The sequence below is a fragment of the Prevotella falsenii DSM 22864 = JCM 15124 genome, from assembly GCF_000613945.1.
In the GTDB taxonomy this organism is placed as follows: Bacteria; Bacteroidota; Bacteroidia; order Bacteroidales; family Bacteroidaceae; genus Prevotella; species Prevotella falsenii.
On sequence record NZ_BAJY01000007.1, the window covers coordinates 1 to 13,543 of the forward strand.

Sequence of the window (13,543 nt, forward strand, 5' to 3'; positions counted from 1 at the left end):
GCTATAAAGTTACAAAAAACTAACGAGATTACCAACTTTTAAAAGGACTTTCTTATCCCGAACTCGCGTATTATTGATGTCAGTGCATTATTTTATGAAAGTTCTATAAAATTTACCTTATAAATTGCTATCTTTGCAGAAATTAAATATTTAATAATAATGGAATATGCTGTTTTAGAAAGAAACTACAACGAAATAATATCTTATATAGGAAAATATGAGAATAATGTTTCCCAAACTAATGCGAAAGAAGTTATTGTCTCATTCAAAGAAGAATGGGTAAATTCTATTGATTATATGTTTCGTGGTAAAGATATTGGGGAAAAGTATGGAGAGGCTTTGATTGTGTATTCTGCTGGAGTTTTTGAATTAGAAACTCTTTCAACAGTCGAAGTTGAGTTGCTATCTGAAAGGATTAAATTCTTTGACGAAAACGAGTCTGTAAAATACAAGTTAGGGATCAAGACCACACTATTTATAAATGTTGCTCTATCCTGGCATAGATTAGGAGACAAGTATAAGAAAAATATAATAGATTCCATAAAAAAGTATATTTACTATTCGATATGTATTTCTTATAATACAAGTTATAGCCCAAGCGCATATAAGTTTAGGACATGCAACAAATACTTATATCAATCATTAATTAACGAAAGTATAGGGCTGACATCTCCAGGATATTTTAACGATCCGTTTGATAGCCCTATTCTTGAGCTATTGAATAATGATGAAGATTTTTCTCAATATATTCGCCAAGCTTATAATGAAGGTCTGAAAGTTTCTTGTTTTTCATCAAATATAAAACTACCAAGAGAAGAAACACACACACACCAAGTTATAAATAACGAAGAAAAGCTAAAGGGAGCTCTTCCTGAATACTTGAATGAGCTGATGTGGGCACATTATGCAGACTCTCACAAAGGGGTATGTATCAAATATCACTTCCCTAATTCATTCACAAAATTTGTCGACAATAATGATGGAGTTACTTGTTTTTTTAATGATGTAACTTATTCTGATAGTGATATCAGTCAATATTCTAACAAAGATAGTATCAATATGAAGGATGCTTTTTTTCTTAAAGGAAAACAGTGGGAATACGAAAACGAATTAAGGCTCTTATACTTCGATGTTAATGGGAGAGAGGGATATAAAGTCATAAAAGCTGAGAATTGTATTGAAGCTGTATATTTTGGGTTAAGATGTTCTGAAGAAGATAAGACTACTATTATGAACATCTTAAAGGACAAAAAGCTTATTACAATAGATCTTCGGGAAAAGCAAATAGAAAGTCCAATTAAATTTTATCAAATGGAGGTAGACAAAGAACATTTTGGACAAGTGAAGGCTATTGATATTAGCCCTAAAACAATATGTTCTACAAAGAAAACGAAATTATGTTGCAAGCTGCTGAAGCTAATAAAGACTATAACTTATGCGCATTAGGGAAGAGGCACGATGCCATAGAAATTATTCTTTAAACCATTTCTGCGAAGTATGTCTGTAACCTTGAACTTCGGATATATCGGTGAGTAGGCAATATGCTGATAGGCTTCATTATCGTTGCGTATTGCCATAGGACTATAATAGGAAAAGGTATCAACATAGTGTCCCAATACCCTCTGTATGCCAACCACAACTTTTCGTCCCTGCATATTCCACCAATATTGCCCAATCTCTATTATGGAAGTCTGGGCTTTGTAACCTTTCTCCATACCCACAATAAGTAGGAACATACGTAATACTTGAAACTCTCCACAAGTGGTAAGTAGGGTGAATCCGTCTTCTTCATTTCGCATATTGTGGAGCATTGGAAAGGAAGCGAAAGTGCAACGCCCATAGTGGGAAATAGAAAAGGTGGCTATCTCGAAATGCGAGATAACCACCCGATGAAATATAAATGAAAGGTTTACAAAACCGTGCTTCTCAAAGCACGCAAAGCAGGATGGCGCAGAGTATCGCCAGCCAGAAAAGAAAACTCAGAAGCGCAAATGTCACTTTCAGGATTACCCGGACTATAAAGCGCAGTATCAGAAAACCTGCAATGACTGACACGGCGGTAACGACCTGTGGCGTTACTATCTTCGAGATAAGCCAAATGGCACCGATAACGACGCAAAGCAGGATGGCCAGTTCGATGAAGCGTGTCCAACCGAAGCGGCGGACTTGCTTGGGAGAAGTCAGCTGATGCTTGATATTATCGGTTTTGTTCGATGCGTCTGCCTTGATGAAAGCAGGTGTGTGAATGTCTTGATTCATGATGATTGTATTCATAATCGGAGCTTTTTATAGTTTCAAGAGCGATAACAAGATGCTCTAACGACCCAAAGACAAGTGTTTGCAAAACTCTTGGCGTGTGGAGTGGAGTGTTTATCTTGGCTCTTGACACTACAAAAGCTCCCGATGGTACTACATCAAGTCATGTTCTCACCGCCTATCGTTGGCAGACCATTGACCTCTATAAGCAGAACGATTGCACCTGTCAGTTCGGTGTAGAGTTTCTCATACTCAGGACTTGCGGCGAAATCGTCCGTGAGTTCGTACTTGTCGAAAATGCTTTGCACAGCCTTGTTATCCAGAAGTATCGGGGAAAGTCTTTCGGGAAGTGGGGAGGGTAGCTCTTTCTCAAACTCATTCTCCAAGATAGATACAAGCGTGTCGTATTTTGAGAAGTGCAGTCCTCGATACAACACTTCGCTTGCCATTGTCTCCGCTTCGGGATGCGAAAAACCTTGTGCCACGGCATCGCAGTAGGTGCTAAGTGCTTCGTCGGCTCTTGCCGTTATGAATGGTTTGTCACTCAGCATTTCGGGGAAATGCTCACCGAGATAGTTCTCCAACTTCAGACGGAAGTAGGACAGTTCTTTCTTTGTCGTTTCCATAATTCATTTTATTTTTAGGGTTATACATTATTATATTATCGGATTCCCATTGCCTTGTTGAACTTACCGAGTTTGTCGGCAAGCTGTTCCATGTCATGCTCAATCTTCTTGTTGGTTATGCGGGCATAGATTTGGGTGGTTTTAATATTCGTATGCCCCAACATCTTCGACACACTCTCCATTGGAACGCCCTTACTCAGCGACATAGTGGCAAAAGTATGCCTTGCAAGATGGAAGGTCAGGTTCTTCTTGACACCGCAAAGGTCGGCTATTTCTTTCAAATACGCATTAGTCTTCTGATTGGTCAGTATGGGGAATAGTTTGCCGTCCCGATAGGTCTTTCCACTATACTTTGCAATGATGCGCTTCGGAATATCGAGAAGTAGGACATTTGCTTCCACGCTTGTTTTCTGTCTTTTGGTCATAATCCACTGCTTGTCATCGAGTGTAACGATGTTGTCCGGCGTGAGATTGGATACGTCGATATATGCCAGCCCTGTAAAGCAGGAGAAGATGAAAACGTCCCTTACCAGTTCCAAACGCCGGATGCCGAAATCCTTGTTGGCTATCTTCATGATTTCCTCGTCCGTGAGGAAACCACGGTTTACCGGCTCCAAATGGAAGCGGTGATTGAGGAAGGGGTCGTGATGCAAGGCACCCATTTTTTGCCCTAAGATGACAATGGTCTTAAAAGTCTTCATCGTTTTAGTTGCCGTATTGGCATTCTGTCCAACCTCAGTACGAAGATAAATATCAAATTCTCGGATAACTGTATAAGTCAGCTCTGACAGTTTGATGTCTGCTCTTCTATAGTTGTTTTGCAGGAACTCCAAAAAGTGCCGCCTGCAAACATTGTATTTTTGCAACGTGGCAGCACTTACAGAAATGCCGACTTGTTGGGCAATATCCGCATTGTGTTTATCGAAAAGTTGCGACAGGGTGTCTATATCCTCTTTTTTACCTAAGAACTCTGCCTTGATGCGTTCCAAGCACAAATCGGAGCTATCTTCCAACTTACGATAGATGTTTTGCAAGCCATTACGAATGTTGTCCAACTCAAGATTGGTACTCAGAACGTCGGTTGTACGACCTTTGAGTTTCTCATTCTCTTTGTCCCATAGGGATTGCACTACGGCAATTCCCGTGGAACCAAGTGAAAGGCGTTCGTTGTTGAGATAGATTCTCAACATCACCGGTGTCTTTCCCTCCTTGTTTACATAGTTGCTTCTAAGATAGAAGACTGTTCTGAAAATTGACTTCATACTTTGCTTGTTTTTAATTGTAGCCAAGAACAGAGAAATTGTAGCCGGACAGATGGCTGATTGTAGCCAAAAGTCCATTGTTTCAATCTCTGTAGCCCGGCTACAAAGTTCTACATAATTGTTTGAATAACAGCAAAATACAAGTACTCTAAACGAACTCTCTACGAACTCTTGGCTACAATTTTTGGGAGGCTCAAAAAAATGTAGCCGGATTGTAGCCACAGGAGAGTATTTTGGGTGTTCATACGACCTTTTTACGTACTCTGAAAGCTTGAATGAGTATAAAATAAAAGTGTCGTAACTCTTTGAAATTACGACACTTACAGATTTTTGAAGTTTTTGTTTACTCATTTTACAGAGTACTTCACGCGGAGAGAGAGGGATTCGAACCCCCGGTGCCTCTCAGCACGGCGGTTTTCAAGACCGCTGTAATCGACCACTCTACCATCTCTCCAATGGTGATTACCATTTTGCTTTTGTGAACAAGTGGTTGTTCCTTCAAAGCGAGTGCAAAGTTAAGAAGTTTTTCTGAAACACAAGCAAAAGATGCAAGATATTTTACGAAGTAAACCTTTTTTAACTATTTGAATGGGGCTGCGCTGCGTAATCTCCAGACCTTTGCGCTACTTCTTTCAGGCTTTTGTGCTGCGACTTTCAGACTTTTACATTGCCACTTTCAGACCTTTACATTGCCACTTTCAGACCTTTGCATTGCTACTTTTCCATGAGTACGTTGCTGCTTGCGTGCTTCTACTTTATAACTTCTGTGCCTTTACACTTATAAAGAGGGATAAACCGGAATTTGCGGCGTGTGGTTATGCGAAAATTACGTACCTTTATATTATGGAAATTTGAGAACGAAGATGCTTTATCTCCTTTTGATTATAAACATATTAAATCACAATATCGGCACAATTCTTATACCGAACTCACGCATATTTATAGCTGCTAAATGATTTTATCCGTTGAATTGCCGTTCTGCCATGAACGGATTTAGAGCTTTGCGACAGATAAGAAGCAAACGATTTATTTGTATTTATTGCCGCTTTCCCAAGCCTTACCCACGCTACTGCCAACAGAACGATAGGCTAAAGAGATGGGGTCGAACACGATAGGCTTCACTTTTTCCATGTCTATGTGTCCTTCAGCGTCCAATACGCTCTTGTCGGCAGTGGTATTGACAACCTCGCCAACGAGTATGCCATTCTCGAAACTTACCAATCGGCACTCTAAAGTAACAGGATACTGGTCGATAACAGGAGCATCAATCTTGCCGGCACGGTGGGTTGTGAAACCAACACGGGCAACCTTGTCGGCTACGTCATTGCCCGACACAGCACCTAAGTAGTCGCTTTCTGCCATTGTTGCTTCTGTAGCGAAGCTGATAGTGAACACTTTCTTCAATCGGATATTGTCGGTTGTCTTGTGTTTGCTCAATCGAATAGTTATCTGATTGTCTTCAATCTGTCCTCCCCACGCTGCCATCATCACGTTGGGAATACCCTTTGCGTCGTAAGTACCAATCATAATGCAAGGCTCGGGAAGCACAAAAGCCATGTCGCCAAGGCTTACTCTGTTGTTTTTCGATGTCTTTTCCTGCGCCTGAACCATTCCCACAAAGAGAACCATCAAGGCAAATAAAATAATTTTTCTCATTGTCTTATACATTTATATTAATCTTTTTGTTCCTTTATTCTATTTCTTTTACGGCTTAATGTTACCCTATTCCACCATCGAATTTAATATACCGTTCTGTAAAGACAGCACCAACGAGCGTTATAAAAACTTGTTCTTTAATTGCTGAGCGCAACCCATTTTCTGCAAAGATAACCATATTTTACCGAATATCTGTAGTTTTTGCATCGAAAAAGCCATGTGGCTGCCGGACTTTGCACAATTTCTGTTGCTATAAGTTAAACTAAGTTATAAGCTGATATTATTTCCATTGGAAATTTGTTAATACGAAACAGACGCCTTATCTTTGCATTAGTTTCCAACGGAAACATAAAGATAGACGTTAGGAAACATACTGATGACAATTAACAATAACAACAAAGAAAAAACAAAAGAAAGGAAAAAGAAACAGGAAAGAGAAACAGAAGTGAAACCAAAACATTGACAGACAAATGAAAACAAGAATATTCATTGCCGTGGCAGCCGTAGCATTTACGCTCAGCAGTTGCAACACATCGGCAAAAAACAAAACAGAAAACAACAAGCAGGCGACTGCACAAACTAAAAAAGGAAACAAGATGAAGACAATAGAAATGAACGAAGCAATGTTCAAGGAAAAGGTAATGGACTACGCAACCGCAGGCGACACATGGAATTTCAAGGGCGACAAGCCTGCCATCATCGACTTTTATGCTACGTGGTGCGGTCCGTGCAAAGCCACAGCCCCCATTCTCGAAGAGATAGCACAGGAGTACGACGGCAAGATTGACGTGTACAAGGTGGACGTAGACAAAAATCAGGAACTCTCGGCATTGTTCAACATACGTTCCATACCGTCGCTGCTGTTCGTACCGAAAGAGGGAAAACCCACCATGTCGGTAGGTGCGCACCCCAAAGCCGAACTCGAACGAATGATAAAAGAAACTCTTTTGAAATAAGACCACACAACAAAAACGTATGGACAACAACTGCATACACAAGATACACAACATCTTTCGCGCAGTAGTGGAATTTGAACGGGCATTGGAAACCACATTCGGCATGAACATCAACGAGCTCATGCTGCTGTGTATGCTCGCAAACAAGGAGAGCCTTCTCGCTGGCGAAATAGCCAACGAGATGGGGCTCACTCGTTCGAATGCATCGAAAGTAATCGCTTCGCTCGAACGAAAAGGATTTTTGGAACGCCAAACCTGCAAGCACGACAGCCGCTGCCAACGGTGCAGCATCACAGCGCAAGGAAGAGAACAGATGGAGCACGTGAACTGCCAATCGTTCCCCGCACCGCCCAACCTCGCTGCCATCATCAATCCGTAGTGCAGGAACGCCGTGGCAAGGCTGCCGCAAAGGCTGAAGCAAGGTACTGTTTCCCTCGCTTTCGGCAATGCGGAAACATTGCAGCACTGCCTTTCCGAAGTTCCGTAACAAAAGGTTTCGCCCCCTGCCTGTAACAAGAATAAACGGTGTAAACCTTTCAAAAAACTCCTCTACAACCCTTATAGCCTACCTGTTTTCGGGTAAGCAAGATACGCTTTTTCCATTTTTATTTGGCATTTTCGGCTTTTATATGTATTTTTGCAAGCGAAATTTTAAATGCAAACCAGTATGTATATAGACCCGGCCTACCAAAAACTACTCGATTGTGGCATACGTCCGTCATTGCAACGCATAGAAATTATGCGCTATTTGCAGACACACAAAACGCACCCCACTATCGACGACATCTTTGTAGAACTGAAAAAACGTATTCCATCTGTAAGCCGCACCACCATATATAATACCCTCAGAATGTTCTCTGAGAAGGGTGGAGCACTCATGATTACCATCGACGAGCATCGTGTTTGCTACGACGCTGCACCACACCGCACGCACACTTCTGCTGTAAAGAGTGCGGACAGGTGTTCGACTTGCCCGATATGCAGCCCCCCGCACCGCAAAGCCCATCTATCGACGGCTTCCGCGTAGACGATGCACAGCTCTACTACAAAGGCATCTGCCCGGAATGTCTGAGAAAGAAAGCCGAAAACATTTCCTGAAATAACGGAAATACAGGCAAAAAGATTTAACTATATAAATATATAAACTGCGACAAAAAAGTGAAAATATTTGTTAATCGGAGGCTTACACTCACGTTTACGCCTCGATTAACAAGTAAAACTACTTTTTTGTCGCAGTTGTTTTATTGTCCGTTTCCAAAGAACTTCCCTATTTGTTGCCGTTGTATGTAAAGTGCTTAGAACACAGCTTGTTACGCCTTACTTACGAGAAGACGACACAAAACAAAAGCAAGTCGCACAGCCATGTTCTAAGCCGAACCTGCCAAAGCGCAGGCACCACAACGCCACTGAAAGGCAGAAAAACCGCCATTGCCACGCAGTCATCTTCCCTTTCTGTTGCCACCGACCTCCCAATGCGTCGCACCCTGCTCATATTCATTCCTATTCTGTCGCACCAAACCTACTCGCTTGTCGGTTGCTTTTTCCGCAAATGTCGGCTGCAACCTACCCTTTTGTCGGCAGTTGTGCGCAGAATATGCTCAATATCAAGCTGTTGTGCAGTCTTAAATAATCGGTACAATAGATTTACAAATGATGGTCTAAAGTCTCTGACGGTCGTTCTGCCGTGTGCTTAGCGATTTTCTCTCTCGCCGTACGCACCGCAGTGGCTTACATGCACGAGCCCATTCCCAGTGTAGTGGCAACAGCCGAAAGCACTGAAAGGATAAGCTGAACGATGAACTTCCATTTTTCTTTCTTCATGTTTTTGAGATTTTTAAAGAGTTAATAATAGGTTGAAGGTGGGAAGGCAGGGGGTTCGGGGAGGATAGGAATGGTAGAAGTCTTAGGAATCCTAAGGGGTTCTAAGGTCAAAAAGGGCATGAAAATAGCCATTGAAATGGTAGAACTCCTAGGGTTCCTAGGGGTTCTAGGGATTCTAGGTTTCCTAGAGGTTCTAGGGTTCCTAGGGGTTCTAGGGTTCCTAGGGGTTCTAGGGGTTCTTCTATCCCCACGCACCCCTAAAAGCCCCACGCCTTTTCGCTTATGGGTGTGTTTGCTCGCCGCCGGTAGAACCTTCTTCTTTCTTTGGCTTTGGCGTGCCCTCATACTTGTCAAGCTCCTCTACCTTCACACCCGCAACAAAGTTCTTGATGCGCATCTTGTCGGCACCCACATGGGTTTCGGGCTGGAAAATAACGTGCGGACACTTGATGTTCTTCGCTGCCGAGAAGTCTTTCACCTCCTTTACACCCGTAGAGCGAATGGCAATCTTGAATGCGCCGAAGCCGTCGAGCTTCACACGCATACCATTCTTGAGGTTGTGTGTCATCTCGTTCACCAGTGCACTAATCACTGCCAAGATGTCTGCCTCGGTTACGGTACAGCGTTCACCAATGCGTACTGCCAAATCCTTGGTGTCGGCAGTGCCTATGTGTGCGGCACGCGCATACCAATAACCGTTACGTTTGCTTGAACTGTTCTTTAACTGATACATTTTGTACTTGATAGACATAATACTTAAAAATTAAAAGGTTAATAAAAAAATGAATTGATAATCCCAAACCGGGCATTATAGTCCTTGACTTATTTTGTTCGATTGTCGAGCAGATGTGCCGGCGTTTCATCGAAGGCGTAGCTGCTACGTCGAGATGTAAGGGCTGCGCAGATACCGGCAACGACCAAACAGGTCTGCCACAGCTCGTCTGCCCCGACGAGAACGCCAACGGAAACCTTCCCAATGCGTCGCCGACAACGCTACTTTTTCCGCCTGAAGGTTACGTGCAGCCATCGCTTGTGCTTTGTTCCAAGCGGTTCCAACAACACCTGCTGCACGGCAGAGTGTTCCTCGAGAATGCGTCCGTAGCGCATCGCCGTTTCCGTGTCCGACACATATATGTCGGCAGCCTCGCCCCGCAGGTGCTGCGAGTTCCACACTCCGCCCACCGCCTTGTTCAGCTTTCGGCATCGATAGCCGCTCGTTATTATCACCCGCCCCACCCTTCGGCGCAGTGGTTCCAGCACTTCCGTGCACAGTGCCCGCAGGTTTTCTATCACCTCCTCGTTCGTCAGTCCGTCTTCGGGGTGTGCGTCAGGCTCGTTCACAATGCCCAATCGGATAGCCGTGCCCGACCGAAAGAACTCGCCCACCGTGAAATGTGGCGACAGATGTTCGTCAAAAGTTAATTTCATGTTTTTGTCGCATTATATGTTTTTATAATTTTGTTTTTACATTCTCAAAGGTTTACGTATCTATATATATAAATAATGTGTAGCAGTCTTGCTGCTTTCAACATTTCCCGCACCCCTTGTTCGTTTACGTTTGCAAAGGTACAACATCGAGAAAGCCATATCAAGTATTCTGTGGGTAGTAAGGTGGGGAGTGTTGGCATAGCGGTTTCGCGCCCTCGCCGATGCGCCAACGCTTTATAAAAACTGTTGTTTGGCGCGGTGAAAGGGGGGATAGGGAGGCTAGAAAGCCTAGGGGTTCTAGGTTTCCTAGGGGTTCTAGGAACTCTAGAATATCTAGGAGGGCTAGGGTTCCTAGGGGCTCTAGGAGCTCTAGGATACCTAGAAAATCTAGGCTTCCTAGGCACTTTACTCCCTCCACGCTTTGCTGCCCACCACCAAAACGAATGTTAAAATGCACCTACTTCGCACAGAAATAAATATAAATGTAGTAACTTTACCGCCTGTAATGAAAAAAACCATCAACATACTGCTGCTGTTGTTGCTGTCCGTGCTGATTGTATGGACAACAACAGGCGTCGTGTTGATGCAGTGTGCACATACCGGCAACGTTGCCATTGGCAAGAAACCCATCGCCGACCGAGGCTGCGGAAAGGGTGCCGACAAAGGCTGCATGAAGGTGCAGGTACTGAAACTTACCGAAGCAAGTCAGGCTTCAACGACACAGTTCGACCTGCAACCCTTGCAACTGTCGCTGCTCGAACCGCTTGTAACGTTGCTCATTGCCCTGCCCACATTACTTTTTATTGTGTCGCCGATACGGCTGATGCCCTATTGCCGGCACAGTCCGCCGCGACGATACCTGCAAAGGCTTACCGTTCTCATAATTTGATTTTGTAACTTTATCATGGCTTTCTATCTGACGGACAACAAACAGCGTGTCTATCAGATACTGTTTTCGTATTCACAAAATCAAATTAAAAGAACAAACTAACAAATGAACAAACATATTATACGCACAGGAATACTCCTGCTGCTCGCATTGCCTGCCATGGCGCAACACAATTCTGCCGACTCGCTGGCAACACTCAAGGAACAAGAACTCGAAAACGTAACCGTTACCGCAAGGCGCGCCACCGTGCGCACGCTGGGCGGTGCCATCAACGGACAAGACATATTGCGCGACGAACTCTTCAAGGCGGCATGCTGCAACTTGGGCGAGAGCTTCGTTACCAACCCTTCGGTAGACGTAAACTACTCTGATGCCACAACCGGCGCACGACAGATTAAGCTGCTCGGACTCAGTGGCACGTATGTGCAGATGCTCACCGAGAACCTGCCAAACTTCCGCGGTGCTGCCCTACCCTACGGTCTGGGCTATGTGCCGGGCCCTTGGCTGAAGAGTTTGCAGGTAAGCAAGGGCAACTCGTCGGTGAAGAATGGCTACGAGGCAATGACGGGACAGATTAACGTAGAGTACGTAAAGCCCGAGGACGAACAGGGCGCAACCATCAACGTCTACGGCAACACGATGAGCAAACTCGAAGCAAACGCCGACGCAACTTGCACATCGGGGGCAACAAAAACCTGAGCACGGAAGTTCTTGCCCACTTTGAAAACAATTGGAACCAACACGATGGCAACGGAGACGGCTTTCAAGACAGTCCGCAAGTGCGACAATACAACTTGCAGAACCGCTGGCTGTGGAAGAACGGCAACTATATTTTCCACGCAGGACTGGGCTTTCTGAAAGAAGACAGAATGAGCGGACAAACCCGACACACCCACCATCTTGCCCCCGGCGCAACGCCCTATCGCATCAACATCGGTACGAACCGCTACGAGGGCTACATGAAACACGCCTTCATTCTCGACCCGAAGCACGGCACCAATATTGCTTTGATGGGCAATATATCCATGCACGAGCAGGCTGCCGACTACGGCATCAAGCATTACGACGTGAACGAGAAGAACGCCTACGCATCGCTGGTGTTTGAAACCAACGTTGCCGAAGTGCACAACCTTTCTGCCGGACTGAGCATGAACCACGACTACCTGCACCAGAACCTTAATCTGACCGACCCTACCGCCATTTCCGCCAACTACGGCAACCGCTATCCGCTGTCGAACGACGTGGAGAGCGAAACCACTTCGGGCGCATACGTGCAGTACACGCTGAACCTTCACAATCGGCTGGTGGCGATGGCAGGAGTCCGCATCGACCATAGCAACGTTTACGGCACTTTCGTTACCCCGCGTTTCCACATCAAGTGGGCACCCACCGACGTGCTCACCCTCCGTCTTTCTGCCGGAAAGGGCTACCGCAGTCCGCACGCCTTGGCAGAAAACAACTACCTGATGGCATCGGGCAGACGCCTTGTGGTAGACCCAAAGCTACAGCAGGAAGCGGCATGGAACTACGGAACGAACATGGCTTTCAACATTCCCATACGGAACAGACTGCTGAAAGTGAACGCAGAATACTACTACACGCACTTCACAAGTCAGACTATCATCGACTACGACACCGACCCGCTGACGCTCCACATCGGCAACTTGGACGGCAAGAGCTATTCGCACACCTTTCAGATTGATGCTTCCTACCCCGTCTTCCGCGGTTTCGAGCTCACCGCAGCCTATCGCTACAGCCTCGTAAAGGCTACCTACGGCGGACGATTGCTATCGAAACCACTGCAAAGCAGATACAAAGCGTTGCTCACCGCAAGCTATAAAACACCGCTCGGACTGTGGCAGTTCGATGCAACCTTTGCGCTCAACGGCGGCGGACGCATGCCTACACCCTACACAACGGCTGACGGCACACCGTCGTGGCAGCACAACTACAGTGCCTACGGACAGCTGAATGCGCAGATAACGCGCAATTTCCGCCACTTTGCACTCTACGTAGGCGGCGAAAACCTTACGAACTACAAGCAGAAAAATCCCATCATAGGCTATCACAACCCGTGGTCGCAAACCTTCGAACCCACGCTCGTTTATGGTCCGATAGAGGGAGCGATGGTCTACGCAGGTATCCGCCTGAACCTCGGAAAGCGCATGTAGGCAGCCGTCAGCCCACGTCCGGCTTGCCTGTCGTGGGCGGACAGCCCGACAATCACGTAAATTCCAATTTGCCCTACGGGGCTTCTAAAAACATAAAAAACAATGAAGAAAAGTATCATCACAATGATGCTGGCAATGGCAGCCATCGCCGCATCAGCCAAAGACATCAAGACAGTCGTCTTTACCACCACTCCGCAGATGCACTGCCAAAGCTGCGAAAACAAGATAAAGGGCAACCTTCGTTTCGAGAAAGGGGTAAAAGACATACAGACAAACGTCGAAGCACAAAAGGTTTTCGTTACCTACGATGCCGACAAAACTACCGAAACAAAGCTCCAAAAGGCTTTCGAGAAGTTCGGCTACAAGGCTGAAAAGACCACCAAAGATGCCAAAATACCTGCCCACGAGGGCGGCAGCTGCGAGAATATGTAGGGAAAACGCAGCCCGGCTCTCACGGTTCTCTTAGGGACTTTAAGTT

At 45.2% G+C, this 13,543-nt stretch carries 13 protein-coding genes, 1 tRNA gene and 3 pseudogenes; 8 read left to right on the top strand and 9 right to left on the bottom strand.

Features of this window, described 5'->3' with window-relative positions; all coding sequences use genetic code 11:
• Window positions 1-159 precede the first annotated feature (159 nt).
• Window positions 160-1,446, top strand: a complete 1,287-nt coding sequence (locus tag JCM15124_RS03995) for a DUF2971 domain-containing protein (protein WP_024998394.1) — start codon at window positions 160-162, stop codon at window positions 1,444-1,446.
• Between the two features lie 5 nt (window positions 1,447-1,451).
• Here the strand turns inward: JCM15124_RS03995 and JCM15124_RS04000 are convergent.
• From JCM15124_RS04000 to JCM15124_RS04025, 6 genes and pseudogenes are all read right to left on the bottom strand, one after another.
• Window positions 1,452-1,778 (bottom strand): annotated as a pseudogene (locus tag JCM15124_RS04000) (PcfJ domain-containing protein); the annotation flags it as partial.
• Window positions 1,779-1,926: 148 nt separating this feature from the next.
• Window positions 1,927-2,274, bottom strand: coding sequence for a hypothetical protein (locus JCM15124_RS04005; RefSeq protein WP_024998396.1), 348 nt, complete (start codon window positions 2,272-2,274; stop codon window positions 1,927-1,929).
• Window positions 2,275-2,414: 140 nt separating this feature from the next.
• On the bottom strand, window positions 2,415-2,882 hold the full coding sequence (locus JCM15124_RS04010) for a DUF1896 domain-containing protein (RefSeq protein ID WP_024998397.1): 468 nt from the start codon (window positions 2,880-2,882) through the stop codon (window positions 2,415-2,417).
• Window positions 2,883-2,917: 35 nt separating this feature from the next.
• The gene (locus JCM15124_RS04015) at window positions 2,918-4,144 is read right to left on the bottom strand and encodes a site-specific integrase (RefSeq protein ID WP_024998398.1); all 1,227 of its coding nucleotides are present in this window, start codon (window positions 4,142-4,144) and stop codon (window positions 2,918-2,920) included.
• 369 nt (window positions 4,145-4,513) lie between these two features.
• Window positions 4,514-4,598, bottom strand: a tRNA-Ser gene (locus JCM15124_RS04020).
• Between the two features lie 572 nt (window positions 4,599-5,170).
• A complete protein-coding gene (locus JCM15124_RS04025; RefSeq protein ID WP_198019118.1) occupies window positions 5,171-5,800 on the bottom strand; it encodes a flavin reductase family protein in 630 nt (209 codons plus the stop codon).
• Between the two features lie 470 nt (window positions 5,801-6,270).
• Here JCM15124_RS04025 and trxA point away from each other — a divergent pair, with 470 nt between their 5' ends.
• The 4 genes and pseudogenes from trxA (at window position 6,271) to JCM15124_RS15745 (ending at window position 8,386) form a co-directional block, all read left to right on the top strand.
• Entirely contained in the window at window positions 6,271-6,756 is a 486-nt protein-coding gene (gene trxA, locus JCM15124_RS04030; RefSeq protein WP_024998400.1) for a thioredoxin, read from the top strand.
• Window positions 6,757-6,775: 19 nt separating this feature from the next.
• On the top strand, window positions 6,776-7,135 hold the full coding sequence (locus JCM15124_RS04035) for a MarR family winged helix-turn-helix transcriptional regulator (RefSeq protein ID WP_024998401.1): 360 nt from the start codon (window positions 6,776-6,778) through the stop codon (window positions 7,133-7,135).
• 288 nt (window positions 7,136-7,423) lie between these two features.
• Window positions 7,424-7,854: pseudogene (locus JCM15124_RS13180) on the top strand (Fur family transcriptional regulator).
• A 193-nt stretch (window positions 7,855-8,047) separates the two neighbouring features.
• Window positions 8,048-8,386 carry a hypothetical protein gene (locus JCM15124_RS15745; RefSeq protein WP_156930633.1) on the top strand — a complete coding sequence of 113 codons (339 nt, stop codon included), beginning with the start codon at window positions 8,048-8,050 and terminating at the stop codon, window positions 8,384-8,386.
• 98 nt (window positions 8,387-8,484) lie between these two features.
• Here the strand turns inward: JCM15124_RS15745 and JCM15124_RS15750 are convergent, their stop codons facing one another.
• The 3 genes from JCM15124_RS15750 to JCM15124_RS04055 form a co-directional block, all read right to left on the bottom strand.
• Complete coding sequence (locus JCM15124_RS15750) at window positions 8,485-8,577, bottom strand: smalltalk protein (RefSeq protein WP_156930635.1); 93 nt, start codon at window positions 8,575-8,577, stop codon at window positions 8,485-8,487.
• A 280-nt stretch (window positions 8,578-8,857) separates the two neighbouring features.
• On the bottom strand, window positions 8,858-9,328 hold the full coding sequence (locus tag JCM15124_RS04050; protein ID WP_024998402.1) for an HU family DNA-binding protein: 471 nt from the start codon (window positions 9,326-9,328) through the stop codon (window positions 8,858-8,860).
• A 242-nt stretch (window positions 9,329-9,570) separates the two neighbouring features.
• The gene (locus tag JCM15124_RS04055) at window positions 9,571-10,005 is read right to left on the bottom strand and encodes a D-Ala-D-Ala carboxypeptidase family metallohydrolase (RefSeq protein WP_024998403.1); all 435 of its coding nucleotides are present in this window, start codon (window positions 10,003-10,005) and stop codon (window positions 9,571-9,573) included.
• Window positions 10,006-10,510: 505 nt separating this feature from the next.
• Between JCM15124_RS04055 and JCM15124_RS04065 the strand changes: the two genes are divergently transcribed.
• The 3 genes and pseudogenes from JCM15124_RS04065 (at window position 10,511) to JCM15124_RS04075 (ending at window position 13,497) form a co-directional block, all read left to right on the top strand.
• A complete protein-coding gene (locus JCM15124_RS04065) occupies window positions 10,511-10,894 on the top strand; it encodes a hypothetical protein (protein ID WP_024998405.1) in 384 nt (127 codons plus the stop codon).
• A gap of 105 nt (window positions 10,895-10,999) precedes the next feature.
• Window positions 11,000-13,065 (top strand): annotated as a pseudogene (locus tag JCM15124_RS13190) (TonB-dependent receptor plug domain-containing protein).
• Window positions 13,066-13,167: 102 nt separating this feature from the next.
• Entirely contained in the window at window positions 13,168-13,497 is a 330-nt protein-coding gene (locus tag JCM15124_RS04075) for a heavy-metal-associated domain-containing protein (RefSeq protein WP_024998406.1), read from the top strand.
• Window positions 13,498-13,543: the final 46 nt, after the last annotated feature.

Coding starts and splice junctions, on each gene's coding strand:
- JCM15124_RS03995 (WP_024998394.1), top strand. CDS start 160: ATGGAATATGCTGTTTTAGAAAGAAACTACAACGAAATAATATCTTAT.
- JCM15124_RS04005 (WP_024998396.1), bottom strand. CDS start 2,274: ATGAATACAATCATCATGAATCAAGACATTCACACACCTGCTTTCATC.
- JCM15124_RS04010 (WP_024998397.1), bottom strand. CDS start 2,882: ATGGAAACGACAAAGAAAGAACTGTCCTACTTCCGTCTGAAGTTGGAG.
- JCM15124_RS04015 (WP_024998398.1), bottom strand. CDS start 4,144: ATGAAGTCAATTTTCAGAACAGTCTTCTATCTTAGAAGCAACTATGTA.
- JCM15124_RS04025 (WP_198019118.1), bottom strand. CDS start 5,800: ATGAGAAAAATTATTTTATTTGCCTTGATGGTTCTCTTTGTGGGAATG.
- trxA (WP_024998400.1), top strand. CDS start 6,271: ATGAAAACAAGAATATTCATTGCCGTGGCAGCCGTAGCATTTACGCTC.
- JCM15124_RS04035 (WP_024998401.1), top strand. CDS start 6,776: ATGGACAACAACTGCATACACAAGATACACAACATCTTTCGCGCAGTA.
- JCM15124_RS15750 (WP_156930635.1), bottom strand. CDS start 8,577: ATGAAGAAAGAAAAATGGAAGTTCATCGTTCAGCTTATCCTTTCAGTG.
- JCM15124_RS04050 (WP_024998402.1), bottom strand. CDS start 9,328: ATGTCTATCAAGTACAAAATGTATCAGTTAAAGAACAGTTCAAGCAAA.
- JCM15124_RS04055 (WP_024998403.1), bottom strand. CDS start 10,005: ATGAAATTAACTTTTGACGAACATCTGTCGCCACATTTCACGGTGGGC.
- JCM15124_RS04065 (WP_024998405.1), top strand. CDS start 10,511: ATGAAAAAAACCATCAACATACTGCTGCTGTTGTTGCTGTCCGTGCTG.
- JCM15124_RS04075 (WP_024998406.1), top strand. CDS start 13,168: ATGAAGAAAAGTATCATCACAATGATGCTGGCAATGGCAGCCATCGCC.